Raw genomic sequence first — 26,680 nt, forward strand, 5'->3', positions numbered from 1 at the left:
AGTTATGAGTAGAAGAATTGCCATTGTTGAAGATGAAGCTGCTATCCGTGAGAACTACGCGGCAGTATTGAGACGCCAGGGGTATCAGGTTGCCACCTATTCCAATCGCCGCGAGGCCATGGGTGGCTTTGAGCAGCGTTTACCGGATTTGGCCATTATTGATATTGGCCTGGAAGACGAAATTGATGGTGGATTTTTGCTATGTCAGTCGCTGCGCGGCATGTCGCCTACCTTGCCGATTATCTTTTTGACCGCGCGTGATTCCGATCTAGATACGGTATCCGGTTTGCGCATGGGCGCCGATGATTACCTGACCAAAGACATCAGTATGCCGCATATGACGGCGCGCATATCGGCGCTGTTCCGACGTATGGAAGCGCTGAGTCAGCCAGATGACAAACAACAGCTAGTGCAATGTGGCAGCCTGAGTCTGGATCTCAACCGTATGCAAGCTCGCTGGAAGGATATCGCTGTAGACCTAACCGTGACGGAATTCTGGATGGTGCATGCACTGGCGCGTTTTGCCGGCCACGTAAAAAGCCGCCAACATTTGATGCAGGACGCCCGTGTTGTGGTAGATGACAGTACCATCACCTCGCATATCAAGCGTATTCGTAAGAAATTTGTGCAGATGGATGCTGCCTTTGATTGTATTGATACCGTTTATGGCATGGGCTATCGCTGGACCAGCGATAAGGATTGATAGGAGTGTCACGCAAGTTTCATTTCTTTGGTCTGCGCTTTAAGCTGTTGCTGTTGTCCGGTTTTTTGTTCAGCATTCCCTGGCTGGGTTACGAATATGTGTGGGAAATGGAGAAGTACCTGCGCGCTGGACAGGAGCGGACTTTGCTGGGCACAGTGCGAGCGGTGGCCACCGCCTTGCACGAGCGACCCAAGCTATTTGATGCTCAGGCCAGTTACCTGAGCGTTGAAAAAGGTAGGGATCTCTATGCTTATCCCATCATTGACCCTATTCGTCTGGACGGCGATTTGTCTGACTGGCGTCAGCAGCAGCACGCTTTGCAATATGGCCAGGACTATGTGATTTCTCAAAGCAATGCCTATCAGCCAACCACGCTCAGTTTTAAACACATGATTGGCAAGTACCGACAGTACTTGTATGCCTACTTTGAAGTGTCAGATGATGTGGTGATTTACCGCTCGGCTAACAGTCTGAGTGTTGACAATAACGACTATTTGCAAATTGCCTTTACCACCCCAGCCGGAGACTTTCGCCGTTATCTGATTGCGACAAATAAACCTGGTTGGTTAACCCCCTATGAAATGAGTGTGGAAGTCGGGCAAACCAACAAGGCACTCAGACCTGAAACCCGAATTCAGGGCGCTTGGCTGGAAACTGAGCAGGGCTATAACATTGAACTGCGTATTCCCCTAGAGTTATTGGGCAGTAAGCTAAGTTTTGCCATTACCGACGTGGATGAGCCAGGCGGCCAGCCCGTAGCGACTATTGGCACCTCCAATGTATGGGAAGAAGATAAATTGGGTACGGTATTGGTGCCTTCGCCTGAGATTGAACAGATTATTAAAGGATTAGGGCATACCAATTCACGTATTTGGGTGGTGGATCAGCATCAGCGGGTGTTGGCTAAATCCGGTGATATTAAAAACTCAGACGGTATCTGGAGCCGACCTGCTGCCGCCAGGGACGACAGCTGGTGGGGTAAGGCGGCCGAGCGTTGGCTTTACCCTTTGTATTACAAGATTTTGACCCGTCCCCCCAGCGATTTTATCGATGAGCTTTATGATGTGGCGAACCTGCAGGGTAGCCATATTGAACAGGCACTGGAAGGTAAAGCTGGATCCAGCTGGCGGTTAACGCCGGATAGCAAAGCCGTGGTACTGGCAGCCGCTTACCCGGTATATATTGATGATATGGTGATGGGCGCGGTGATTGCCGAAGAGACAACCAACGGTATCCGCAGTTTACGCAACCTGGCGCTGGAAAAACTTTTCACCCTGATGTTGGCAGTGATGCTGCTTGGCACCCTCGGACTGTTTTTGCTCGCATCGAGAATATCCAGCCGCATCCGTCGCCTGCGCGACCAGGCCGACCAAGCCATTGATGAGCAAGGGCGCATTCGCAGCCAACTAAAAGCCTCCGACGTTCAGGATGAAATAGGCGATTTGTCGCGTACCGTGGCGGATATGGTGCAGCGCCTGGGCCAATACCATCACTATTTGGAAAGCATGTCTTCACGTTTGTCTCATGAGTTACGTACGCCTGTGGCGGTGGTGCGCTCGTCATTGGAGACCCTGCAGATGGAAGAGGAGAAACTGGCCGACTCTGTGTATCTGCAGCGGGCGCAGGAAGGCTTGAACAGATTGTCGCTGATTCTGACCAATATGAGCGAAGCCACCCGCCTGGAGCAAAGTCTGCAATCCGTAGAGCGACATGACTACCTGCTTGATGAGGTGCTGGAAGGCTGCGTGCAGGGTTACCAACTGGCTTATCCTGACGCGCAGCTTCAATTAACTATGGCAGACCGCCAACTTAAGGTGGATGGAGCGCCGGAACTCTTTGCGCAGCTGCTGGATAAGCTGGTGGCTAATGCGGTGGAATTTGCCACCCGTGGTACGCCTATCATGATCAGATTGCAGCGCCAGGGACGCAAGGCGGTGCTGGATATCAGTAACAAAGGGCCTTTATTGCCCACCGAAATGCAGGGCAGATTGTTCGACTCTATGGTGTCGGTTAGATCCGGGCAGCCAGGACAACCGCATCTGGGGTTAGGGCTTTACATTGCCAGGCTCATCACTGAATTTCATCAGGGCAATATTGAGTTAACCGACAATCCACAGCGTGATGGGGTCACCGTCAAAGTAAGCATACCTTTGGTATGAGGTTGCTTTCGCTGAAAAACTCAGGCGCTGGCTGTCGCCAGGCCTGAACAGATGATCACCTCAGAAGCTGAAACTTACACTCGCCGTGTAGTTTCGGCCAGCCTCGGCCAATGGACTCAGATCGCTACCCTCAGCGCGTCCGGCAATACTGCTGTAGCGGTTATATTCTTTATCAAGCAAGTTATTGGCTGCCAGGTTAAAACGTAAGTTATCCGTGACCCTGTAGCTGACCAGCCAGTCCAGCACGCCATAACCACTTGAACCGGCATTGCCCTCATTGACTTTCGTCATGGCCTTGGCCCAGTTGAGCACTAAATGAGAACTTAGCGCTTGCCCTTGATAGCTCAATCCCAGCAGACCAGAAAGGGGGGAAATGGAATGCAGGTAGTCATCACTTTCATCATCTTTGCCATCCTGATAGGCCGCATTTCCTTGCAGAGTCCATGCATCATTGATGTACCAGTTTATACTAAGTTCAGCGCCTTTTATGGTGACAGATTCAAGGTTTTGGTACTGGTATCTCTCAAAAATGTGTGAGAAATCGCCATTACTGTCGAGCATGGTTTCGCTGCTTAGCAGCACAGTCGACAGGAAGTTGTCATATTGGCTATAGAAAATAGCACCACTAATGGCCAGTTCGCCAATGTGTCCACGTAGACCAAACTCATAAGTGTCACTTTGTTCTGGTGCCAAGTCTTTGTCGCTGGGCACTATTTCGTAAGCATAGGTGGAGGTCGGTTGCAGATAGTGTTCAATATAAGCCAGGTCGTAGGCCGGTACTTTAAATCCCTGCCCGTACTGAGCATACAAATTGAGCAAAGGATTGATGCTGTAGAGCGCGCCCAGATTGAACGAAAAATGCTGTTCTTCAATGACAGAGAATTCGGTGCCATCTTGCTTTTGGGCGCCGTTAGGATCCATTTTGTAGCTGTCAAAACGAACGCCCGGCGTCACTGTTATACGGTCGTCAAGCAGACGTATTTCATCGTTGATAAAAACACCGTAGCGCCTTGTATCGTTAGTCGGAAACTTACTGGTGCTGAGATCGCGGGTGGTGGTGCCGTCAGCGATACGCAGCTCATGCACAGAGCGAAGGCTTTCGGTTTGTTCAATATCTAAGCCAAAGCCTAAGGTGTGGGCGGTATTCAGTTTTTTGCTGGCGTTTGACAATAGACCCCATGTGTCTTGCTCAAACAGCGCCGTTTGCCACATGTCTCGGACTTCCTTCACGCCAAACATGGGGGCATCGATATCCAATCGACCATATTCGGTATCTGCTTGACTACTCTTATTTCTGTAGAGATTAATATCCAGGTAGTCATGCCAAGTACGTTGTGCATCGGAGTGATAGTTGAGTTTGAATGACTGGGCTTCCTTTTCTCCCTCGTTGTTCTCATGCACTATCTGATAGCCGTATTGACCCAAGCCGCGAAAATAGGTCAGCAGGCCATCAGCACTGTCACCCAGTGTGTCTTGCTGCCACAAATCAACCAACAAACTCAGGGTGTCGGTATCGGAGAGATGGAGCTTTCCCTTGTACAGCAAACTGCGACTATCGATATCAAAAGGTGTTGCACTACCTTGGTAGTTTTGTTCCTCTTCGCCCTGCCGAAAACTGGCATTGAGTAAGTGCTCGGTGTCTGCATAGCGCAGCGCCAGTGTGCCTGCTTGGCTAAATTGGTTGGTTAAATCACTGTAGCTTAGTTTAGTGCGTCCGGCGATTTGCTCGCCGTCTTCAAGATAGTCACTGGCATCTTTGGTGGTAAACACCACAATGCCACCCAAGGCATCTGACCCATAGAGGGAGGAAGCCGCTCCTTTGGCTACTTCTACCTGCTTAAGGGTGTCAGTGTCGATGAACCCCCGGCCAACAACGTCGTTCAGACCATTGGCACCATACCCTTCATTCATTCGCATGCCGTCTTTAATCATCAGCACCCGATCCCCTCCCATACCGCGTACGATCACGTTTTGTGCACCGCCTGAACGCCCGGTTACGGAAACACCCGGTTCATAGTTAAACAACTGATTCATGTCGTTGATGCTCAAACTCTCAATGTCGTCCGCAGTGACCACATTGATGGTTCCTGCCACGTCTTTCAATGGCTTGGCTATGCGGTTGCCGCTGACCACGATCACTTCGTGTTCACTGACGGATTCGCCGACTTGCTCCTCAGCATATACATGGAGGGAAGCGAATAGTGCGCTGCTGACTGAGAACGCAAGCATGGCTGGCTTGAACATCATAAGGTTCCTTATATTTGCAGGTACGGGATGCGGGGCATGTTAAGTAGCAAATAATTATATGTCAATACAGATAAGAATTATTCTCACTTGTATTCGTATTGTTAGATTTGCCGGTCTTTGCTAGAATCCCGCTGTATGTAATTTGACCACCTTCCTATGAGCAGTAACTTTATGAATATTCAACACATTGAATCCATGATGGCAGACATTTCCGCCATGCTAATGACGCCGGTATTGCTGGTAATCATCGCCCTGTTTGTTTACGCAATATTTGCGTTGGGGCGATTTGTCTCGCTTTATTCAGTGCGAAAGAAAAACGCCATTCGGTACATGCGGCAAATCGAAAACAAACAAGCCGGTTGGCTTTCTGGCTATCCGATTCACAACTATTTTGTAACCAACCCCCGTGCCTCTGAAGATGAACTGGAAGTTTACGCACTGAAAAAACTAGAGAATCTGCGCATTGTTACCCGCGTCTCGCCCATGCTGGGGCTGATTGCCACCATGATCCCGATGGGCCCGGCACTACAATCCCTGGCGGACGGCAATATCCAAGGGATAAGCGAGAATCTCATCATCGCTTTTGCAGCAGTTATCTGGGGATTAGTGATAGCGACGTTGACCTTTTGGCCTGCCTCGGTAAAGAAACGCTGGTTTGCATCTGAACTGATAAACATCCGCAAGCTTAAGCCGGAGGCCTAATGAAGTTTCTCAACGAAGATGAAGAACTGAATCCCATCATTAGCGCGGTTAACCTGGTGGATGTATTCCTGGTGATCATTGCGGCGCTGCTTATTTCTATTGCGCAGAATCCTCTTAGTGTTTTCTCAACCGAGGATGTGACAGTGATAAAAAATCCTGGTCAGGAAAACATGCAAATGATCGTAAAGCAGGGGAAAGAGATTAAACAGTACAAAGCCAGTGGCGAAATCGGCTCGGGGGAAGGCATGCGAGCTGGAGTTGCTTACAAGATGGCGGATGGCAGTTTTGTCTATGTGCCTGAGGATAAGGATACGCCAGTGTCTGGTTCGGGGGGGAAACCATGATCCGATGGCTTGTTGTTTTCTTTTGTTTGTTGGCCTTTGCTGTGCAGGCCGAGGAGTCCACACACCAGAAAAAGGTGCTGTTGATGATGTCAGGTCATGCTGCAAAAGCAAAAGGGGACTTACTCGAATCCCTGGCAGCAGACCAGCCATTCAAGCTCGAACGTTTTAATGCGAAAGGTAAAAGTGATGCGCAAATCGCTGAAGAGTGGGGACGCGCGGACCTGATTCTGCTTGATGGTATCAATCCTGCACTGTCCGGATTTATGTTTGGCAAATATCAACCGATGTTCAGCCAGTTTCCAGATGTTCCTGTGGTGAGTCTTGGCGACCCACAAAATACGGCAATGAACCAAGGATTAAATGCCGAACAGCAAAGCATGGTGACGCAGTATTTCAACAATGCCGGACGCGGTAACTATCGTAACCTGATGCTGTACCTGAGCTCGCAGATTTTTGGGTTGACCACAGAACTACCGGCAGCGCCGGTGTCGATACCTGATGTAGGTCTTTATCACCCGGATTTCCCCCATCAGGTGAGTGATGATGAACAACGTTTTTTCGCTTCACTTAATCTAGATAAAAACCTGCCTCTGGTGGGGATTGCAATACATCGTTCAGTGGTGGATTACGAGCAGCAGCAGATTGTTGATGCCATGATTCGGGGGATTGAAAGCAAAGGTGGGAGAGCCTTTGGCTTTTTCTTTGAGGGGGAAGATCAAGCCCTGAATTACACTGAGTTATTGCAGGATGAACAGGGAAATACCCGTGCGGATTTGTTGATCAACTACCGCTCACTGCATTATGTTGAAAAACGCCGTAAGGAGTTCGAGCTGCTCGGTGTACCTGTTTTGCACGCGCTGAATTACACCGAAGGGGACGAAGCGGCATTTTCTGCCGACCATGCCGGTATTTCTCCCGGATTGACGCCCTTCTTTCTGGTCATGCCGGAAGATACCGGTAGTGCTGATCCGCAAATTATTGCGGCCAGTAAAGATGGTCGCAAAGTGGTCATGCAGGCGCAGATGAATGCGCTGGTGGAACGCGCCTTCAACCATGCCAATCTGAAACATATCAATAATGCTGATAAAAAGGTCGCTACCTTTATCTGGAATTATCCCCCGGGTGAAAAGAACATTGGAGCGGCCTTTTTAGATGTGCCCGCGTCTATCGCAGAAATAGCCCGCGCCATGCATGAACAGGGGTATCAGGTGGACACGCCAGCCGCTCAGCAATTGATCGATGCGGCAGGTCAATTATTGCGGCCATATTACCGTAATGAAGATACTGAGGGTCTGGTGGAGAAAGGCCTGGCTGACTATTTGCCATTGCAAACTTACCTGGCGTGGTTTAATCGCCTGCCAGAATCGGTGCGTGCTCCGATTGTTGAACGCTGGGGTGACGCCCAAGACAGTCATATGCTTACTGTACATAATGGTCAGCCACACTTTGTTATTCCGCGTATGCAACTGGGTAATCTAATCGTCTTACCTCAAGGGGTGCGAGGAGAAACGGCAAAGGAGCATGCAGCGTCTTACCACAGTACCAAAACACCTATTAACCATAGTTATCTGGCAATTTATCTCTATGCTCGTCAGGTATTTGGAGCCAACGCGCTGATCCATCTCGGTACCCATGGTTCGCAGGAATGGCTGATGGGTAAGGAACGTGGCTTGTCAGTGTTTGATGCACCTAATCTTGCTATTGGTAATCTGCCGGTATTTTATCCCTACATTATCGATAACGTTGGCGAAGCAATGCAGGCAAAGCGTCGAGGACGGGCGACTATGCTAAGCCATTTGACTCCGGGTTTTGCTAAGGCTGGTTTATATGCAGACGTGGCCAAACTTAATGAACTGATTAACAACCATCTGATGTTGGATCAGGGCCAAACGCGGGATAATACCCGGGATAAAATCATCCAATTGGCAGATGAACTTAATATTCTCGCTGACCTGGCGCTCACCAAACAGCAATTGGCGGGGAGCTTTGAAGAATACCTCAGCCGAATACAGGACCATCTCACCGCCCTCAGTGAACAAAGTCAGCCGCTGGGTGTGCACACCTTTGGATTGCTGCCACAGGATGCACACTTGTACAGCACAATATTGCAAATACTTGGTGAATCTTTCATGCAACAGGCGGCGGAGTATGAGCAGCAGCAGGGATTAACCTTGCCGGCTGCGTTGCGACTGGACAAAAACGCTGTGCTGGCATTAGAAGCTATTGACGGATTTCAACTGCTGCATGCTTTTATTACCGGTCAGCCCACACCTAATCTGACAGCGTCACTAACAACCAAACTTAACGAAGCTCGCGAGCACTGGGACAACTTTCAGCAAATTGCGGAAGTGCAGAATTTACTTAAGGCATTAAGCGGACAGTACATTCCCGTTTCTCATGGTGGAGACCCCATCCGTAATCCGCAAGCCGCGCCAACAGGGCGAAATCTGATTGGTTTTAATCCGTCCAAGGTGCCTTCGCCGGAAGCCTACCAGGCAGGGGTGGCGGTTATGAAGCAGACAATCGCGGATTATGTAGCGAAACACGGACGTTATCCGCAAAAGCTGGCATTTTCCCTATGGTCTTTGGAAACCATGCGCCATCAGGGCGCGCTGGAAGCGCAGATTCTCTATGCGCTAGGAGTGAAGCCCGTGTGGAATGCACAGGGGCAGATGACCGACACCGAGATCATTCCCTACAGCGAACTAAAGCGTCCCCGTATTGATGTGGTGGTGTCGGCAACCGGGTTGTATCGTGATGCATTTCCCAACGTGATGCTGTGGCTGGCCGACGCCATAGATAAAATCGCTAAACTGAAAGAAGAAAATAACTTTGTATATAAGCACACCAGTGCGTTGAAAACACAACTATTGGCAAGTGGCAAGACGGATGAAGATGCCGACTATTTGTCTTCGGTGAGGATTTTCTCCAATCAATCGGGAGCTTACGGCACAGGCTTGGCGGGTAAGGCATTGGCATCCGATACCTGGGAAGATGACTCGGATATGGCGCAGACTTACTTGCGTCGTATGGGCTTTGCTTTTGGCAAAGATGAAACGCGATGGAGTGAAAATGTAGAAGATGCACAGTTATACGCAAAGGTATTATCTGGCACCGATGCTGTGATTTTTTCTCGTTCAACCAATCTTTATGCCCTTATGACTAATGATGACCCGTTCCAATATTTTGGTGGTGTTGGATTGGCCGTGCGCCACCTGGATGGTCAGACGCCGGAAATGTACGTGTCGAACTTGCGCCGTGTAGACGATGTAAAGAGTCAGACTATGACGGATTTTCTTAATCAGGAGATGCGCAGCCGCTATTTCCATCCTCGCTGGATTGGTGCCATGCAGGAGGCTGGGTATGCTGGGGCTACAGCTATCCTGGACAGAATGAACAATATGTGGGGATGGGAGGTCATGACGCCTGAGGCGGTGAGAGACGACCAATGGCAGGAGTTTTTCGATGTCTATGTGGATGATAAGTACCAACTTGATATGAAAGCCTTTTTCGAAAAACACAATGCTGATGCGTTGGCACAAATGTTGGAACGTATGCTGGAAGCAGTGCGCAAAGGTTATTGGCAGGCGGACGCGCAAACCCTGAAGCGAATGCTGGAGGAGTACCAGGATCTGGCTAGCCGCTACGATGTGTTTACGAACAATCAGAAGTTTAAGGACTTCGTTGCACGGCAAGCGGCTGGCTTTGGTTTGGCCCCACTTGTCAGTGCCCCGTCGGCGGCAAACGAAGCGATAGGGGCTAAGCAAGTGCAAGGGCAGGAACTTAAAGAAGTACAGAAAGATTCAACTGTTGAACCTGACTACCGAGCATGGTATCTGATCGGAACGATATTTTTATTAGGTATGGTCAGCCCTTACCTGCAACGTCAACCAAGACGGTTAGCTGCTGTAGGTTGAGTTATTCTCATCGGTATAGAGTAAACACAGCACGTCGGCAGGTTTTCCCCCCTGGACTTGTCGGCGGCTGGTCTCTTTTGCCTGCATAATTAATAGGTTAAATATTGTCAGTTGTCCGTCACTGACATATCGTAGGCTAACTACAGGGGACATCACGGGAGTGACGGATGGAATTGTTATTTGAGTACGTACTGCGCATCGAAACGTTTTTGCTTATTTTTGTGGTGGTGGTGCTAAAATCCTCCATCATCTTCGTACCGCAAAATCGCGCTTATCTAATTGAACGCTTTGGTAAATATCAGTCTACTCGCGAGGCCGGACTGAATTTTATCGTGCCTTTTATCGACCGTATTGCCGCCGACCGCTCATTGAAAGAGCAGGCGGTGGATGTCCCAGAGCAAAGCGCGATCACCAAGGACAATATTTCTCTCAAAGTGGATGGGGTGCTGTATTTCCGGGTGCTGGATCCCTACAAGGCGACCTATGGCGTGGATGACTATATCTTTGCCGTGACCCAGCTTGCTCAAACCACCATGCGTTCTGAGCTGGGAAAAATGGAGCTCGATAAGACCTTTGAAGAGCGCGACCAGTTGAACACCAATATCGTTTCTGCCATCAATGAAGCGTCTGGCCCTTGGGGGATCCAGGTGATGCGCTACGAAATCAAAGATATCGTACCGCCGCACTCGGTAATGGAAGCCATGGAAGCACAAATGAAGGCCGAGCGGGTCAAGCGGGCACAGATTCTTGAGTCAGAAGGTGACCGGCAGGCTGCTATCAACCGTGCTGAAGGTGAAAAGGCCTCTGTGGTGCTGGCCGCTGAAGCAGAAAAATCCGAGCAAGTGCTGCGCGCTGAAGGTGAGGCCAAAGCCATTCTGGCGGTGGCTGAAGCCCAGGCCGAAGCCCTGCGCCTGGTGGGTGAAGCCGCCAACACCGAGCAAGGACAAAAGGCCATTCAGTTGGATTTGGCCACTAAGGCCATCGCTGCTAAACAGGCTATAGCCAAAGAGTCTTCTGTGGTGCTGTTGCCGGAGAGTGGTACTGATGCCGCTTCTATGGTGGCCCAGGCCATGACCATTATCACCGGAATCAAAGGCAACAAGGGGGCCTGATGACAGTGTTCACTGAACATATGGCCGAAAGCTTGATGGTGCTGGGTTTAGCACTATTGGCAATTGAGGTGTTGGTGCTGGGTTTTGCCACCTTTGTGCTGTTTTTCGTCGGCTTAGCGGCGTTGGCGACAGGATTGATGATGTATATGGGCATATTGAGTCAGGATATGTTCAGCGCCCTGGCTAGCGTGGCAATTTTTAGCGCCTTGCTAGCGCTTATCTTGTGGAAGCCACTTAAAAACTTACAAAGCAAAGGTAAACCCAAGCAAGTGCAAAGTGATTTAATTGGTTATCAGTTTGAACTGCCAGAAGCGTTGCAGCCGGGTAAAAGTATGGAATATCGTTATTCTGGTATTACCTGGCAGGTGCATAGTCAGCAACCCATCGAAGCAGGACAGACGGTGCAGGTTGTAAAAGTTGCGGTGGGACGTTTGGATGTCTCACCTGTGCAGGACCCTTCATGAAGCATATTCGCCTGGCGCAGGCTGGTAGTGATGATAAAAGTTATTTCTGGCGGCTTTACCAGCAGGCTATGCGCGGGCATATCGAAAGCCAGTGGGGATGGGATGAGACTTGGCAGCGAGAGGATTTTGCTAAACGCTGGCAGGAAAATGACAATCTGCTGCTGGTATCGGGTCGTCTTAATTTGGGCTATGCGCAGGTCAGCCGCGGTTCGGATGCGGTGTTGAATATCACTATGCTGATAATTGCGCCTCAGTGGCGCAATAAAGGTATTGGACGGCAGGTGTTGGTATCGCTGCAGCGAGCCTATCAGGCTGAGGAGATAACGCTGAGAGTGTTCCGCTGTAATCAGCAGGCGTTACAGTTTTATTTGAATGCCGGTTTCAGCCTGAGTGCCGAAGAACCTGATTTTTACTTGTTACGAGTAAGGGCAGGAGAGCTGCAAGCGGCCCAACCCAAGGTCAGGCGCGCTTAAAAGGATACTCAGTCGTCCTGAGCTTCTACCGCCTGCACATCTATCCCCATTTTTTCCATGATAGTACGTGCCTCCGCAGGGATGCGGTGCGGATTATCTTTTTGCAGGTCTGCATCATTGGGCAGCGGCTGCCCGGTAAAGGCGTGCAGAAATGCTTCGCAGAGTAATTCTGAATTGGTGGCGTGTCGCAGGTTATTCACCTGACGACGGGTCCGTTCATCGGTCAGCACTTTCAGTACGTTCAATGGAATGGACACGGTAATCTTTTTGACCTGCTCGCTTTTCTTTCCATGCTCGGCGTAAGGGTGAATATATTCGCCATTCCATTTAGCCATGTTTCTGCCTGTTTTATTGTATGTTAGATGGCAAAATTCTAACCGCTGGCAGAATTCAGTCAATCTAGAAGTCCAAACATCTTGATGTCTGAGCAGAATCCAAGTAGATTTGGCCGTCTAAACGTCTAGATATATGAGCCGATTTCCAGGAGTCACTATGGTTTCCTATGCCCAGGGCATTGATGCACTGAACAATTCGCTGTCAGAACTGCGCAATATCAATGTGTCCTTTGAATTTTTTCCGCCCAAGACTGAGCAAATGGAACAGACCCTGTGGCATTCCGTAAAGCGTCTGGCGCCTTTAAAGCCTGCTTATATGTCGGTGACTTACGGGGCGAACAGTGGTGAGCGTGACCGTACGCACGATGTGGTTAAACGCATCCAAACCGAAACCGGCGTGGCTGCAGCACCGCACCTGACCTGTGTTGATGCCAGTCGTGAAGAATTAAAACAAATTGCCCAAGACTATTGGCAGGCTGGCATCCGTAAAATTGTTGCACTACGCGGCGATCTGCCTAAAGGCGTGGACAAAACCGAACTCTATGCAGCGGACCTGGTGGCTTTGCTAAAAGAGGTGGCAGACTTTGATATTGCCGTGGCGGCTTATCCGGAAATTCACCCTGAAGCGCCCAATGGCCAGTTCGACCTGCTCAACCTTAAGCGTAAGGCCGAAGCGGGAGCCACTTCTGCTATTACGCAGTTCTTCTTTGATGCCGAGGTATTCTTACGCTTCAGGGACAGAGCGGCGGCGGCTGGTATTGATTTAGAGATAATTCCGGGCATTTTGCCGGTCACAAACTACAACACCTTAGTACGCTTTGCCGGTATGACCAATGTGCATGTACCTGGCTGGTTGCACAAGATGTACGAAGGCTTGGACGACAACGATCAAACCACCCGTAACCTGCTGGGAGCCAGTATCGCCATGGATACTACGCGTATCCTGGCCAAAGAAGGTGTGCGTAATTTCCATTTCTATACACTAAACCGTTGCGAACTGAGCTATGCCATCTGCCATATGTTGGGTCTGCGTGCAGGTTGAAGCGCAGAATCTTAATTGAAGGGCATCTGATGATGTCCTTTTTTTTTGACCGCGGTACACTTGAACTTGAATTAGCGCCGGAGTCAGGGCATGGACAAGTTCACGCGTTTAAAACAGTTGTCAGCAGGCCAGGTGAAGTTTTTTGCTTCCGCCATGTTGGCTCGTTGCCAGCAAGACCGCATCACAGTGACAGCCGGTCATTTAGCTTATGTGTCTCTGTTGTCGCTGGTGCCTTTTATTATGGTGTTTTTCACTATTTTGTCGGCGTTCCCCGCATTTGGTTCGGCCCGTGGCGATTTGGAAGCCTTTATCTTCAGTAACTTTGTGCCCCATGCTGGTGGCGTAGTGCAGAAGTATGTGGCTGAGTTTGTCGGTAATGCATCGCAGATGGGGGCGGTTAGCATTCTGTTCCTGGTGGTTGTGGCCCTGATGTTGATCTCCAATGTAGATAAGACCATCAATCATATCTTTCGTACCAGCAGCGACAGACGCGCGATTTTTACTTTTGCGATTTATTGGATGGTGCTGACTTTGGGGCCTATGTTGATAGGTTCTGGTCTGGCTATCAGTTCTTACTTGGTCGGTTTGGCTGCTTTCGCCGAAGACTATACGCCTGGCATTACCACGGTATTGTTGAAAATGGTGCCCTTTATTACCTCCATGGGGGCCTTCTTTATTTTGTATATGGTGGTGCCCAATCGAGCAGTACGTGCCCGCCACGCCTTTGCCGGCGCTTTTTTGGCAACCTGTTTGTTTGAGTTGTCCAAAAAGGGCTTTGCCTTGTATGTGGCGAGTTTTCCTTCCTATCAAGTGATTTACGGTGCCCTGGCTGCAGTGCCGATCTTGTTTGTTTGGATTTATTTGTCCTGGATAGTGGTGCTTTTGGGCGCAGAGTTCACCGTTCAGGTTGAAAATCTGGCCAAGCAATCCGCCGGGGATGAACAAGTTTAAGCAGAGATCGCACAGCCCCCTACAGTTCTCCACACTTCCTAACAGTTAGATGAATATCAACTTGTTATCTTGCCCTGTCAGATATCAAGATGCTGTTTATTGACCGAGAGGGAATTATGAAAATTGGTGTGGAACAAATTACGCTGTTGCTCTTAGGGGCATTGGGAATTGTGGCATGTGGCGATCAGATAGATAAATCCATTGATGACAAACCTAAGAACAGGGACACGGCCCTGACCTTTGTTAATGCGCTAAACGACGACGCAAGGTTTTACCTGCAGCCTCAGGTGATGATTGGCGATGTGTTTCAGGAAAAGTACAAAGCGGCAGATCTGCTCAAGAACGATTATCGTAGTTATCTTTATGCATGGAACAAGGATCATCATAAAACCACTTTTGGGGTGCGTGACAACAACAGCAATAATAAGCAACATAAGCTGGACGCGAATTTAACCGACGGTGGACGAACCTGGGTCGTCGCCTGGATGAAAGGGAACGACTATCAGTTATCTGTGTTTGAAAAGTCTCCCCGTAATCGCAGTGACACTATTACCTTAAGAGTATTGGCTAGCGTTGATATGGATGTGGCGGTGGATGGGAATGTGTTGAGTCGAGCTAAGTCTGGCGTTGTGTCTGCACATATAAGCGTCGAACATTGCAGCGGTTCTTTATTTTTGGCCAATCACCCTATTGACTTGTGTCAGCGAGACTACGGCCGCTCATATTTGGCCGTAGCTGATCAAAATGGACTCAGAGTTGTTGTTGAAGAGTAGTGCCCTGATTATTGCTGCATACTCTTAATGAAATCGTTGGATTGTGATATGGCACGATTCATTTCACTAATTAACTGATTGATATCACGCTTGATACTGCCGAATTCACCTTGCAGTGAACCTATGGCGCTTGCGTTCAGGTTATGCTTTAAGTACAACACATTGTCTTTCAAGGCGCTTAACACAGGCGCCATTTTACTCTCGGCGCGGCGCATCGAGGTAATGAGTTGCTGGTAGCGGCGGCGGGTGTCTTTTAATTTAACTGTGCTGTCACGTCTGAGCTTTTCACTCTCATATTGCTCCAGCTCATCCTGCCACTCGTCAAATAAAGCTTCGGCGACATCTTCAACCTTGTCTATGCGAGTGGAGACTTTATTGGCTGAGGCTTCGCTGGCGTCATATTGGTCTTTGAGATCCTCATATACGCTTTGTAATTCGCCACCATCAAATTGCAACAAGGTACTGAAACGTTCCAGTGCCGAACTAAATTGTTGTTGGGCATCTTCCTGCGCATCCTTGGCGTCTTCCACTCTGTCGACCAGTATATCGCGCTTCTCAAAGCCGACTTTCTCCATGGCAGAGTAGTAGGCAGATTGGCAACCAGTCAGTAACAGCCAAATGCTCAGTATTGATGCCCAGCGTAACATTATTCGTTTGCCTTGAACTTTGCTGCGTCAATAATCGCCCAGAGGTGTGCGATAGCGCCTATGATGGCCGGCACTACCAGGAACCATAAGGCATATCCACCAAACGCGATGATGGCAAAAATGAGCGCGGCTAAAATGCGTCCCTGAACCAGTTGGCCCAAACCAGGGAAAAATACGTTACAGATAGCGGCTATTACATTGCCGCCGGACCCTTGTCCTGACATGAATATCTCCATTGAGCTGTTGTCTACGCAGTTAAGTTAATTCAATTATGCAGAGTAGGCAAACTTTGCCACAATCGATGACCCGGAAGATTCAGGAAATTCAGATGATTGCGTTGTTACAAAGAGTTTCTTCTGCTCAGGTCGATGTGGAAGGGAAAACGGTTGGTAAGATTGGTAAGGGCACTATGTTGTTGTTAGGAGTTGAGCAGGGCGACGACGAAGCCAAGGCCAAGCGCCTTTGTGAGCGGGTGTTGAATTATCGAATCTTTAGCGATGCGCAAGGCAAAATGAACCTCAATTTGTCTCAGGTAGCGGGGCAACTGTTAGTGGTATCTCAGTTTACCTTGGTGGCCGACACGGAAAAAGGCAACAGACCCAGCTTTTCCCGTGCGGGCGAACCACAAAAAAGTAAGCTTTTGTATGAGTACTTTGTCAGCCAGGTAAAAGCTGCAGGAATTGAATGCCAGACCGGACAGTTCGGTGCCGATATGCAGGTGAGCCTGGTGAATGATGGACCGGTAACTTTTCAACTGCGAGTAGCGTGAAACCCCTGCAGCAGTGTTTCTTCTCATAAGCTGTAGAGAGTAAGGTAATCCAAATTGATTGAACCGTCCTTTGCGTAAACCGCTAGTGTCTGCATATCGGGTAATTTCAGTGGGCGGGTCGCACAGAGAATCACTTTGTTTTGATACTGAGGTATCGCAAAACAAAGGGGAGCAAAGCCGCACTGAAGATGCAAGAACGCCAGCCAATCTTCAGTGTGTGTTGCCGAACTGGGTAATAAGTTAAGCACCATTACACCTTGTGCAGACAAGGTTTGCAGGCAGGCTTTCAGAAAATCTGCCTGATGCAAACAATGGGGATGGTCCTGGCGACCAAACAGATCCACAAAGAGAAGATCGACTCGCTTAAATTGGTTAATGCCGCTACTGGCGTCTATTTGTGAGACCTTGTGCGGATTTAATCCAAAAAAGTCTGTGGCAGATTGAATAACGGCGGAATTATTCTCCAGCGTATGTATCTTGGCATCGGGTAGCGCTTTATGTAGGTAACGTTGCATAGCGCCTCCTCCTAAGCCCAATTCCAGGATGTACTGGGCCTGGGGGTAAAAGTAAAGGGCCAGTGCCATTGCATGTAGATGTGGTAATACCAAAGCTGGGGGATTGCCCAAATCCATCACAGTCTGTACTGTGTCACCCAGACATAGCCAACGATACGCTTGATTTTGGTAGACGAACAGGTCTGGCTCATGCCAGTAAATGAGTTCGCCATGCCTTAGTGCTTTATTCAGTTCAAACAGAGCGATACCTAGAGCCTTGCGTTGAAGGCCTTTACTATAGGGCCCAGTTTACGCTTTGTTAAGTCGTTGGTCGGATAGAATTTTGGGTGAGATAAATGTTTAAAGTTGATACGCCTAACACGGACGAAGATTTTGCCAAGTACTTCCATTTTCGTTGGGTGATGCTGCGCAAGCCCTGGAACTATCCTGAGGGTTCTGAAAAGGACGAGTATGAGCAAGTAGGCCTACACCGAATGGTTACTAACACGGATGGTGAGGTGATTGCTATTGGTCGTTTGCATTTTAATACGCCAGAAGAAGCACAGATTCGACATATAGCGGTACATCCGGATTATCACGGTAAAGGCCTGGGTAAGTTGGTTGTGTCGGCGTTGGAAGGCGTAGCACGCAGTCAGGGTATTGAGCGTATAGTGACAAATAGTCGTGAAGTATCTACACCCTTTTTTAAGAGCTGTGGCTTTGAAGTTGTGGGTGAAGCAACTACCGAACTTGGTCAGTTGAAGCGCGAGCAAATGGTTAAGAAACTAACTGAATTGAACGCGGTGATGTTGCATCCTAAGTGGTGTAAAGCGCTTCAGGACACATGGTATGAAACTATCCCAATCAGCGAACAGATGGGAATCAAGTTGTATCAGTACACCGGCCGAACGCTGGAGGTGCGCGCTTCTCTAAATAAAAATATCAATCTGCATGGCACTATGTTTGCGGGCAGCATTTTTTCCCTGGCTACCCTGACAGGCTGGGGGATGTTGTATTTGCAGTTAAAAGAAAAACAACTGGATGGCGAAATTGTACTGGGGGATGCTGATATTCATTACCACAAACCAGTCAGTATGCAGCCCAGGGCACTGTGCAATATAGAGTCTGTTAGTGGAAAGTTCGATACGCTGGCAAAAGGCAAGAAATCGCCGTTTAAGTTAGTGGTTGAGCTCCATGATGGCCATAACGCTGTTGCTGAATTTCGTGGTGTTTATTGGATATTGCCACCTGCAGATGAGAAAGAATAAAGGCGCCATTAGGCGCCTTTATTTTTAAGTCTTGGACTAAGCCATCGCTGCCTGAAGTTTTTTCAGCGCATTCTTTTCAATTTGACGAACGCGCTCAGCAGAGACCTGATATTTATCAGCTAAGTCCTGCAACGTAGTCTTGTCATCGGTTAACCAACGACATTGGATGATATGCTGGCTGCGCTCATCCAGAGTCTTGATTGCAGAGTAGAGACGCTGAGTTGATGATTCATCCCAGTCCGCATTTAATACGGTGGATTCTACGTCGCCGTTTTTATCTTCCAGATACTGCACTGGTGCGAAATTACCGGCTTCATCATCATCATTAGACAAATCGAAAGCTTGATCCTGGCTGCTCATACGAGCTTCCATCTGCAGCACTTCTTTTGTGCTTACTCCCAGCTCGTCAGCAACTTGCTGAACTTCTTCATGGGTGAACCAACCGAGACGTTTCTTTGCTTTTCGCAGGTTAAAGAACAGCTTACGTTGTGCCTTAGTCGTAGCTACCTTAACGATACGCCAGTTGCGTAATACAAACTCGTGGATCTCAGCTTTAATCCAATGCACTGCAAAGGACACCAGGCGCACACCGACACTGGGGTCAAAGCGTTTAACCGCTTTCATCAAGCCGATGTTGCCTTCCTGAATTAAGTCAGCTTGTGGCAGGCCATAGCCTGAATAAGATTTTGCGATATGTACAACAAAACGAAGGTGCGACATGATCAGCTTACGAGCTGCTTCAAGATCCCCCTCTTGGTGAAGACGTTCAGCTAAAGCCCTTTCTTCCTCGGCGGTAAGCATATTAATCGAGCTTACAGCCTGCATGTAGGCTTCCAGACTGCCTGTCTGAGGTACGCTTAACGCCATAGAACGCATATTTGAGCTCATCGTTTACCTCACGAAAATTGAGTTGAGCCAGTGTAGCACTCAGTATGCGTGATCACCAGCCCATCTGCCTTGGATAAAATGCTCAGAATAGACAATGCGTATCGAGCAAAGTTCCGTTACTTAACCAGCCTTATATTGGGCTGTACATCTTGTTTTTCAAGTAAACGGATATTTCTGGATCGTCGCTCGCCATTTTGAAATCTGTCATAACGGAAATTGTTTACTTCCATCATCTGCGCGAAATCCAGAAAAGCGTCCATATCACTGCGATCCAAATTCTGCTCGGAGCTACTGAGTTGGCTGTCAACATAGACTTCATCACCATTGAATGTCATATGTGCTACTGCGTCGTAGGGTTTGCCGTATTCCTCTACACGAATGGCCCTGACCATTTTGACTTCGAAAATCCAGTTCCCAACTTTAACATAGCGATTAGCGCTATTTTCCATCTTTTCCCCCTGTGAAAAGCATATGGGCCCATGCCCTGGGTAAATTTTTCAGGTTGTAAATGACGAACGTTAGGAGTAACTGCATTTGGTACTAATTCATTCCATCCTGAATGAAAAGCCCAGACTCATAACCGGGTTATCGGCCTCCGGCCGGGGGAATACATCGACTTTCCTGAATTTTTTAAAAAAATTTCAGTAGCAATCAACAGCAACTACTCGCTGTCCCTGTAGCTTGCCAAGCCATTCTCACCTATAGGATTGATGGCTGCAAGTATTCTGGACCTGACTGTCCCGAATGTGTGGCACCTGTTCTGGGCGCTGGCTTTACCAGGTGCCGAATTTCTTTTTTACGAATATAAATCCTGTCTTTTTTTCGGATGAAATATCTAGAGACGAAATTAGTAATGCCAGATAAATAATAGCTTTAGATGCCGCGATAAGATTTAACGAAACCAAGTTGGGGCAGTAACTGAAGGAATTAAAACTAAGTTGATGCATTTTTATAGTGACTTAAAGCATGTCAGCTGTTTAGTTTTCTCTAGCCAGAACTATGCCAATTGAAAATACCTACTGTATTTAGGTAGTTAGTTAAATTCACCAGAGATTCAAGTGAAAATTTGTCCCCAAATGGTGACATGGTGTTGTTCTATTCTAAACCTGAATAACCGAAGTGAATTGGTTTTCTAAATAAAAACAATAAAAAACAGCGGGGTATGCTCTTTTTCTTGCTTTTTCCACGTTGTCGCCAAATTGAGACGGTGTCGTTCTATACCCATACTTAGCGTTAAACTTTTTTAGATTTCAGGGGCATTTGAGGCACAATATTGCAGAGCTTTCCCATTGCTAGTTAAGGATTCTCTCTTGGCAAAATACGCACCGTCCTCACTCAAATCTTTGACTCTACTTGGCTTTGCACTTGTTAGCTTGCCCTTGATTCTGGCTCTGGCCATGGCATTGGTACGAATTGACAAGCTGTCTAACCAAGGAACCTTGGCGATACAGCAAGTATCAAGCCTGGTTTATTCCACAAGGCAAGTAGGACAATTGCTTAGCAATATGGAGCGCAGCGCAAGCCAATACTTGGTGTTAAACGATCCTGCGATTTGGCGGGGCTATCTTGAACTTCGCAATGAACTATTACTTCTGACCGGTGATTTAGACAATGATCCGGAATTACAAGCCGGTGTTCGCGAGCTGTTACGCCAGGAAGCTGAACTACATGTAGCCTTGAGCGAACAGCTGGTCAATTTTGATATAGAGTTACTGCAACAGAAATATGACAGCCTCAATGAACTAGGTAATGATCTATACCGTCTCAGTCGCCAGTCTATAGACACTAAAGTGAGTGCATTGGAACAGAGTGCTGATCAATTGCGCACCACTGTATTACAGTCTGCACTGGTTATCCCGGCTTCTTTAGTGATAGCGCTTTTGTTTGTCAGATTGCTCATGAGGCCAATCAACCAATTGAAACCTCAGATCAGCCGTTTGCAAGAAGGTAATTTTGAGCAAAAAGTTTCTGTAGAAGGGGTACAAGAGATTCAGGAAATGGCACAGATTCTTGAAGCTATGCGTGTGCAGCTATTGGAACTTGAAGAACAAAAGAGTCACTTTATCCGGCATATATCGCACGAATTAAAGACTCCATTGGCGGCTATTCGTGAGGGGGCAGAACTACTCTATGACGGCACTGCGGGAGCATTGAATCCATCCCAGCAGGAAGTCTCAGGTATTATTCGTAGCAGTGTCAGCAGGCTGCAACAACTTATTGAAGATCTGTTGAACTTCAATATGGTGTTAGACAATAGTTCGTCATTGAAACCCCAGAGCTGCTATCTGTCGCACAGTTTGGAACGTGTGCTGGCAGACCGGGCTTTGGAGATCCAAGGTAAGGGATTGGTGCTGAGTTTACCGCGTGAAGATTACAGAATACCTATGCATCCCGAGCATTTACGAGTAATTCTTGATAATTTGCTGTCAAACGCCGTGAAATTTTCCCCTGTGGAGGGCAAGATCACCGTTTGTTCCGAGTTGCGTGATCAGACGCTGAAGCTGGATATAGCGGATGAAGGCCCAGGTATCCCGCATGATCAGCATGATCTGGTGTTTGAGCCATTTTTTCAGGGTGCGGTAAAAGCAGATGCCAAAATCAAAGGTAGTGGTTTAGGTCTGACCATTACCCGGGAACTGGTGCGTAAATATAATGGCCAAATTCTATTGAAAGACAGCCGCATAGGCTGCCATTTTGAAATCAGTTTACCCCTAAGCGGGGTGGAGAAAATCATTCATGCTTAATCAACGCCGTTCACCTTTGCCTTGGTTACTTATAACGGCTGCTTTTTTATTTGGTTGTGAGAGCCTGCCTACATGGCGTGCTGACGGTGTATCGCCTGCGGTAAATGCCGACAATCTGGGTGACTACTATCTACATATCACGGCATTGGATAGCCAAGGTTTAGATAAGGAAGTCGCTCATCAACAACACTTGGCTGAGAATGGAGACGCAAGAGCATCGCTGCGTTTGGTTTTGTTGCTCAGTTTGCCAGATGGAGCGGCCAGCAATCCTCAACTGGCCCGAATGAAATTGCAGAACTTGTTGTCGGAGGTATCAGCGGATGACGCGGGCTTGGTAAATTTGCTATCAGATCAGTTGCAGCAAAGCGTTCAGTGGCAACACAAACACGCTGAACTTGAGGAGAAATATCGTCGCCTGGAAGTGGAATTGAAGAAAGAACAGCGAGACAGGCTGTGGTTGCAACAACAAAAGCAGTCATTGGAACAACAATTGCAGCAGTTGAAAGCGATTGAGCGAAACATTCTGAAGAGGGAAGCGGAAACCAATGGCAAATGAGTTAGCAGATAAGCGAGTGTTGGTGGTGGATGATGACCCATCACTGCTGAAACTCATCAGTATGCGTTTGCAAGGAGCAGGTTATAAGGTAGAGCAGGCCGACAGTGGAAAGCAGGCGTTGGGCATCATGGAAACTTTTAACCCTAACCTGGTTATCAGCGACCTGCGTATGGAAGGCATGGATGGCATGGCCCTGTTTGGCGCAGTGCGAGAAAGATACCCCGGCTTACCGGTTATTATTCTGACCGCTCACGGCACAATTCCTGATGCGATTGAGGCCACGAAAAAGGGGGTCTTTTCTTATCTGACCAAGCCATTTGACAGCCAGCAACTGCTCACTGCTGCGGCTGACGCGATACGTTTGCACCCCATGGTGTCAGATGAAAGTCAGCAGTCCGATGATGCAAACTGGCGTAGTGCCATTATCAGCCGCAGTGCAAAGATGGAAGAATTGCTGCAACAGGCCAGACAAGTGGCAGATAGTGACGTCAGTATCTTCATCAATAGTCAAAGTGGTACTGGTAAAGAACTGCTGGCCAAGGCCATTCATTTGGTCAGTGAGCGCGCTGAAGCACCTTTTGTGGCTGTGAACTGTGCGGCGATTCCTGAATCTCTGTTTGAATCAGAATTGTTTGGCCACACTAAAGGTGCCTTTACCGGCGCCAACCGAGAGCATGTTGGTCTGTTTCAGTCAGCCAATGGCGGTACCTTATTTTTAGACGAGATTGGCGATATGCCGCTTAATTTCCAGGTTAAGCTGCTACGTGCAATTCAGGAGCGTGAAGTCAGACCGGTGGGGGCAACTCAACCTATCAGTATTGATGTGCGTATCATCAGTGCCACGCACAGAGACCTGGAACAGGCCATTCAAGCCGGGGACTTCCGGGAAGACCTTTATTACCGCTTGAATGTGGTGGAACTGCAGTTACCACCGCTGTCAGAGCGGCGGGATGATATTCCCTTATTGGTGAATCATTTTCTTGGCCAGGTGCTTGCGCGTAGTCGCAAGCAAGTGACAGGTTATTCCGATGAAGCTATGGAACTGTTGATCGCGGCGCCCTGGCCAGGGAACGTCAGACAACTGCAAAACGTGGTGGAGCAGACAGTGGCGCTATGTAACGGGCCTTTGATTCCTGCCGAGCTGGTGCAGAAGGCCTTGCGTGACAAGCCCAGTACCTTGCCGTCCTTTGCCCGAGCCAGAGATGAATTTGAACGCCGTTATCTGGCGGATCTCCTCAAAGCTACCACGGGGAATGTTACCCAAGCGGCCCGCATTGCCGGTCGTAATCGTACCGAGTTTTATAAACTGTTGGATAAACACCACTTATCCCCTGAAGCTTTCAGAGAGTAGTGTCTGATTGGCAGTTGAGAGAGGCTCAACTGCCAAACTTATTTAGGTTCGATCGCCCTAATGTGTTTATGCACGGATAGCAGCGAACCGGCCAGCCCCAGCAGAATTGATAAACCCAACATCAACAACAAGGCCTGGCCATGTAAGCCGTCGACCTTGAACTGAGTTTGGTAGAGCTGCGTGACTTTGCTAATACTGTCACCCATCCACCAGAGCAGCAGGGCGACGGTTACCCAGGCCAACAAGCCGCCCAGCAAACCATACCAAAATCCGGTGTATAAGAAGGGTCTTTGAATAAAGGCATCGGTCGCGCCAACCAGCTTCATCACCAGAATTTCGTCGCGTTTATTGAGAATATTCAAGCGGATGGTGTTGCCGATAATCAGCACCACGGCCAAAAACAGCAACAAGGCCACCACGCTTACCAATTCTTTAGCTATCCCCACCAGACCGTGAAGACGCTCCAGCCACTGAATATCCAACTGACCCACTTCGACTTCGCGCTCTTTACGTAGCTTGTCCAGCAGCAGACCAGCGGCAGTGGGAGAGGTGTGTTTGCTGGTTGGTGTAACCAACAATACATCCGGCAGGGGGTTGTTATCCAGGTAGCTTAGTGCCTCGCCAAAACCGGATAGCTGCTGGAATTCTTCCATGGCTTTGGCTTTATCTATATGTACCACACTCTCAACTTCGGGCCACAATCCCAGCCGGGTCTGCAGTTGATGGATATCACCGGCTTGGGTGTCACGGTGCAAAAACAGGGTTATTTCTGATGCCTGGTCCCAGCCGGCGCTGACTCTTTCGGTATTCTTGAGCAGAATATACAAGGTACTGGGCAGGGTAATGCTCAATCCCAGCACCGCGATAGTCATCATGGACGCTGCAGGGTTTCGCCATAATTCACCAAGACTGGATAATGCCTGACGAACATGACTGACAAAAAACATCACAATTCGCTGTGACAGGGCAATACCTGTTCTTTCCGCGCCTTGGCTGCGGCCTTTAAATAGCAGGCTCATCATCTTCTCCCGGCCAGTCTTCGGTCAGCCCATCTGTAATCATCTGGCCTTTTTTCAGGGTCAGCGTGCGATATCGCATGCGGGCAATTAACCCCAGATCGTGCGTGGCAATCAGCACGGCTACACCCGCTTGGTTGAAATCTTCAAACAAGCGGATGATCTCCATAGACAACTTGGGATCAAGGTTACCTGTTGGTTCGTCGGCCAGCAGCAATGGCGGCTTGTTGACCACGGCCCGCGCTATCCCTACTCGTTGTTGTTCACCGCCTGACAGGGCAATGGGCAGACAGCGGCTTTTGTCACTCAGACCGACCCGTTCAAGCACGGCACTTACTCGCTTGCCTACTTCTTTATGGGTGTAGCCTTCGATAATCAATGGCAGCGCGACATTGTCAAATACGGTCTTATCCATCAGCAGTTGATGGCTTTGAAAGATCATGCCGATATCGCGACGAATAAAAGGGATCTGCTGACGGCGGATGGTATTCAGGTCATGACCGTTAATCAGCACCCTACCCACAGTTGGGCGCTCCATAATACTGATAAGTTTCAGTAGGGTGCTTTTTCCGGCGCCGGAATGGCCGGTCAAAAAAGCCATCTCGCCGGGGGCAATATGGAAATTCACCTGGCGCAGCGCTTGCTGGCCACCCGGATAGGTTTTACTGACCTGCTCAAACCGGATCATAACTAGTCTTTCTCAGCAAACAGCGCATCAACAAATTGCGGGCCATCAAAGGGGCGCAAATCATCAATGCCTTCACCCACGCCAATATAGCGAATAGGTAGGGAAAATTGGTCTGCCAGTGCAAAAATAACTCCGCCTTTGGCAGTCCCATCCAGCTTGGTCAGGCACAGGCCAGTCAGGCCAACCGCCTGATTAAACAGACGTGCCTGGCTGATGGCGTTTTGGCCGGTACCGGCATCCAGGGTCAGCATAATTTCATGGGGCGCTTCAGGGTCGAGTTTCTTCATTACCCGCACGATTTTTTTTAGCTCTTCCATTAGATTATCTTTGTTCTGCAAACGACCTGCGGTATCGGCAATCAGCACATCCACATTGCGGGACTTGGCCGATTGCAGAGCATCGAAGATAACCGACGCGCTGTCTGCGCCGGTATGCTGGGCCACCACCTGAATCTTATTGCGTTCGCCCCAGGTCTGTAGCTGTTCAACGGCTGCGGCTCGGAAAGTATCGCCGGCTGCCAGCATCACGCTTTTACCTTGCTGCTGGAATTGTTTGGCCAACTTGCCGATGGTGGTGGTTTTACCCACGCCATTAACGCCGACCATCAGAATTACAAAAGGTCCGGAGCCTGACTTGATTTCCAGAGGCTGGCTGACTCCTTTAAGCATACCGGCCATTTGTGATTTCAGCAGACCATATAAGGCATCGCCGTCTCGTAACTGGTTGCGCTTGGCTGCATCGGTTAACTGCTGAATGATGGTTGCAGTGGTGTTGATACCCACATCTGCCACCAACAGTTGGGTTTCCAACTCTTCAAACAGTTCATCATCAATTTTCTTGCCGCGAAACAGGCTGGCGATACCGCTGCCAATATTATTGCTGGTGCGGGATAAACTTTGCTTGAGTCTGGCGAAGAAACCGGTTTTGCTTGCAGGCTCAGGCTCAGGCTCAGGCTCAGGTGTAAGAACTACTGGTGGGTGTGGCTGTGGGTGACGATCTGGTTAGTCATCATGCTCAGGATGTGGCTCAGTCTGCTC

25 protein-coding genes and 1 pseudogene are annotated in these 26,680 nt (G+C 48.8%); 16 read left to right on the plus strand and 10 right to left on the minus strand.

All coding sequences use genetic code 11. From position 1 onward, the window contains the following. Positions 1-4: 4 nt before the first annotated feature. A complete protein-coding gene (gene pdsR, locus J0A65_RS05700; protein ID WP_206593161.1) occupies positions 5-703 on the plus strand; it encodes a proteobacterial dedicated sortase system response regulator in 699 nt (232 codons plus the stop codon). Positions 704-708: 5 nt separating this feature from the next. Then, entirely contained in the window at positions 709-2,862 is a 2,154-nt protein-coding gene (gene pdsS, locus J0A65_RS05705; protein ID WP_206593162.1) for a proteobacterial dedicated sortase system histidine kinase, read from the plus strand. Positions 2,863-2,922: 60 nt separating this feature from the next. Here pdsS and J0A65_RS05710 read toward each other — a convergent pair whose 3' ends face one another. After that, complete coding sequence (locus J0A65_RS05710) at positions 2,923-5,106, minus strand: TonB-dependent hemoglobin/transferrin/lactoferrin family receptor (protein ID WP_206593163.1); 2,184 nt, start codon at positions 5,104-5,106, stop codon at positions 2,923-2,925. 198 nt (positions 5,107-5,304) lie between these two features. On the opposite strand from J0A65_RS05710, the gene J0A65_RS05715 reads away from it, so the two are divergent. From J0A65_RS05715 to J0A65_RS05740, 6 genes are all read left to right on the plus strand, one after another. Further along, positions 5,305-5,811: a MotA/TolQ/ExbB proton channel family protein gene (locus tag J0A65_RS05715; protein WP_232849759.1), complete on the plus strand. Its 507-nt coding sequence runs from the start codon at positions 5,305-5,307 to the stop codon at positions 5,809-5,811. Further along, positions 5,811-6,155 carry a DUF2149 domain-containing protein gene (locus J0A65_RS05720; RefSeq protein WP_206593165.1) on the plus strand — a complete coding sequence of 115 codons (345 nt, stop codon included), beginning with the start codon at positions 5,811-5,813 and terminating at the stop codon, positions 6,153-6,155. The genes J0A65_RS05715 and J0A65_RS05720 overlap by 1 nt, the downstream gene beginning before the upstream one ends. Then, positions 6,152-10,072 carry a cobaltochelatase subunit CobN gene (cobN, locus tag J0A65_RS05725; protein ID WP_206593166.1) on the plus strand — a complete coding sequence of 1,307 codons (3,921 nt, stop codon included), beginning with the start codon at positions 6,152-6,154 and terminating at the stop codon, positions 10,070-10,072. The genes J0A65_RS05720 and cobN overlap by 4 nt, the downstream gene beginning before the upstream one ends. A gap of 167 nt (positions 10,073-10,239) precedes the next feature. Next, positions 10,240-11,184 (plus strand): SPFH domain-containing protein, encoded by a 945-nt coding sequence (locus J0A65_RS05730; protein WP_206593167.1) that lies wholly within the window; start codon positions 10,240-10,242, stop codon positions 11,182-11,184. Beyond that, positions 11,184-11,648, plus strand: coding sequence for an NfeD family protein (locus J0A65_RS05735; RefSeq protein ID WP_206593168.1), 465 nt, complete (start codon positions 11,184-11,186; stop codon positions 11,646-11,648). Before J0A65_RS05730 ends, J0A65_RS05735 begins: the two co-directional genes overlap by 1 nt. Beyond that, positions 11,645-12,121, plus strand: a complete 477-nt coding sequence (locus tag J0A65_RS05740) for a GNAT family N-acetyltransferase (RefSeq protein WP_206593169.1) — start codon at positions 11,645-11,647, stop codon at positions 12,119-12,121. Before J0A65_RS05735 ends, J0A65_RS05740 begins: the two co-directional genes overlap by 4 nt. Positions 12,122-12,129: 8 nt before the next feature. Here the strand turns inward: J0A65_RS05740 and metJ are convergent, their stop codons facing one another. Continuing rightward, the gene (gene metJ / locus J0A65_RS05745) at positions 12,130-12,456 is read right to left on the minus strand and encodes a met regulon transcriptional regulator MetJ (RefSeq protein WP_206593170.1); all 327 of its coding nucleotides are present in this window, start codon (positions 12,454-12,456) and stop codon (positions 12,130-12,132) included. Between the two features lie 157 nt (positions 12,457-12,613). Between metJ and metF the strand changes: the two genes are divergently transcribed. From metF to J0A65_RS05760, 3 genes are all read left to right on the plus strand, one after another. Next, positions 12,614-13,498: a methylenetetrahydrofolate reductase gene (gene metF / locus J0A65_RS05750; RefSeq protein WP_206593171.1), complete on the plus strand. Its 885-nt coding sequence runs from the start codon at positions 12,614-12,616 to the stop codon at positions 13,496-13,498. Between the two features lie 90 nt (positions 13,499-13,588). Continuing rightward, the gene (locus J0A65_RS05755; protein ID WP_206593172.1) at positions 13,589-14,449 is read left to right on the plus strand and encodes a virulence factor BrkB family protein; all 861 of its coding nucleotides are present in this window, start codon (positions 13,589-13,591) and stop codon (positions 14,447-14,449) included. Positions 14,450-14,538: 89 nt separating this feature from the next. Next, complete coding sequence (locus J0A65_RS05760) at positions 14,539-15,222, plus strand: hypothetical protein (protein ID WP_206593173.1); 684 nt, start codon at positions 14,539-14,541, stop codon at positions 15,220-15,222. Between the two features lie 8 nt (positions 15,223-15,230). Here J0A65_RS05760 and J0A65_RS05765 read toward each other — a convergent pair whose 3' ends face one another. Both J0A65_RS05765 and J0A65_RS05770 read right to left on the minus strand, forming a co-directional pair. Then, the gene (locus J0A65_RS05765) at positions 15,231-15,869 is read right to left on the minus strand and encodes a DUF2959 domain-containing protein (RefSeq protein ID WP_206593174.1); all 639 of its coding nucleotides are present in this window, start codon (positions 15,867-15,869) and stop codon (positions 15,231-15,233) included. Continuing rightward, positions 15,869-16,093 (minus strand): hypothetical protein, encoded by a 225-nt coding sequence (locus J0A65_RS05770; protein WP_206593175.1) that lies wholly within the window; start codon positions 16,091-16,093, stop codon positions 15,869-15,871. Before J0A65_RS05770 ends, J0A65_RS05765 begins: the two co-directional genes overlap by 1 nt. A 104-nt stretch (positions 16,094-16,197) precedes the next feature. Here J0A65_RS05770 and dtd point away from each other — a divergent pair, with 104 nt between their 5' ends. Then, complete coding sequence (gene dtd, locus J0A65_RS05775; protein WP_206593176.1) at positions 16,198-16,638, plus strand: D-aminoacyl-tRNA deacylase; 441 nt, start codon at positions 16,198-16,200, stop codon at positions 16,636-16,638. Between the two features lie 23 nt (positions 16,639-16,661). On the opposite strand, the gene J0A65_RS05780 is transcribed toward dtd, so the two are convergent. Next, the gene (locus J0A65_RS05780; protein WP_206593177.1) at positions 16,662-17,153 is read right to left on the minus strand and encodes a polyamine aminopropyltransferase; all 492 of its coding nucleotides are present in this window, start codon (positions 17,151-17,153) and stop codon (positions 16,662-16,664) included. 335 nt (positions 17,154-17,488) lie between these two features. On the opposite strand from J0A65_RS05780, the gene J0A65_RS05785 reads away from it, so the two are divergent. Beyond that, positions 17,489-18,400 (plus strand): bifunctional GNAT family N-acetyltransferase/hotdog fold thioesterase, encoded by a 912-nt coding sequence (locus J0A65_RS05785; protein WP_206593178.1) that lies wholly within the window; start codon positions 17,489-17,491, stop codon positions 18,398-18,400. A gap of 36 nt (positions 18,401-18,436) precedes the next feature. On the opposite strand, the gene rpoH is transcribed toward J0A65_RS05785, so the two are convergent. Both rpoH and J0A65_RS05795 read right to left on the minus strand, forming a co-directional pair. Then, on the minus strand, positions 18,437-19,288 hold the full coding sequence (gene rpoH / locus J0A65_RS05790; protein WP_206593179.1) for an RNA polymerase sigma factor RpoH: 852 nt from the start codon (positions 19,286-19,288) through the stop codon (positions 18,437-18,439). A gap of 116 nt (positions 19,289-19,404) precedes the next feature. Then, positions 19,405-19,737 carry a hypothetical protein gene (locus J0A65_RS05795; RefSeq protein WP_206593180.1) on the minus strand — a complete coding sequence of 111 codons (333 nt, stop codon included), beginning with the start codon at positions 19,735-19,737 and terminating at the stop codon, positions 19,405-19,407. An 861-nt stretch (positions 19,738-20,598) separates the two neighbouring features. Here J0A65_RS05795 and J0A65_RS05800 point away from each other — a divergent pair. Genes J0A65_RS05800 through J0A65_RS05810 form a run of 3 tightly spaced genes read left to right on the plus strand, consistent with a single transcriptional unit; the run spans position 20,599 to position 23,939 of the window. Further along, complete coding sequence (locus J0A65_RS05800; RefSeq protein ID WP_206593181.1) at positions 20,599-22,032, plus strand: HAMP domain-containing sensor histidine kinase; 1,434 nt, start codon at positions 20,599-20,601, stop codon at positions 22,030-22,032. Next, entirely contained in the window at positions 22,025-22,588 is a 564-nt protein-coding gene (locus J0A65_RS05805) for a hypothetical protein (protein ID WP_206593182.1), read from the plus strand. Before J0A65_RS05800 ends, J0A65_RS05805 begins: the two co-directional genes overlap by 8 nt. After that, complete coding sequence (locus J0A65_RS05810; protein ID WP_206593183.1) at positions 22,578-23,939, plus strand: sigma 54-interacting transcriptional regulator; 1,362 nt, start codon at positions 22,578-22,580, stop codon at positions 23,937-23,939. Before J0A65_RS05805 ends, J0A65_RS05810 begins: the two co-directional genes overlap by 11 nt. Before the next feature lie 38 nt (positions 23,940-23,977). On the opposite strand, the gene ftsX is transcribed toward J0A65_RS05810, so the two are convergent. From ftsX to ftsY, 3 genes and pseudogenes are all read right to left on the minus strand, one after another. Continuing rightward, complete coding sequence (ftsX, locus tag J0A65_RS05815; RefSeq protein WP_206593184.1) at positions 23,978-24,958, minus strand: permease-like cell division protein FtsX; 981 nt, start codon at positions 24,956-24,958, stop codon at positions 23,978-23,980. Then, positions 24,942-25,643 (minus strand): cell division ATP-binding protein FtsE, encoded by a 702-nt coding sequence (gene ftsE, locus J0A65_RS05820; RefSeq protein WP_206593185.1) that lies wholly within the window; start codon positions 25,641-25,643, stop codon positions 24,942-24,944. Before ftsE ends, ftsX begins: the two co-directional genes overlap by 17 nt. 2 nt (positions 25,644-25,645) lie before the next feature. Further along, a pseudogene (gene ftsY / locus J0A65_RS05825) lies at positions 25,646-26,599 on the minus strand (signal recognition particle-docking protein FtsY); the annotation flags it as partial. Between the last annotated feature and the right edge of the window lie 81 nt (positions 26,600-26,680).

This window comes from Bowmanella yangjiangensis, from assembly GCF_017255015.1.
Classification (GTDB): Bacteria; Pseudomonadota; Gammaproteobacteria; order Enterobacterales; family Alteromonadaceae; genus Bowmanella; species Bowmanella yangjiangensis.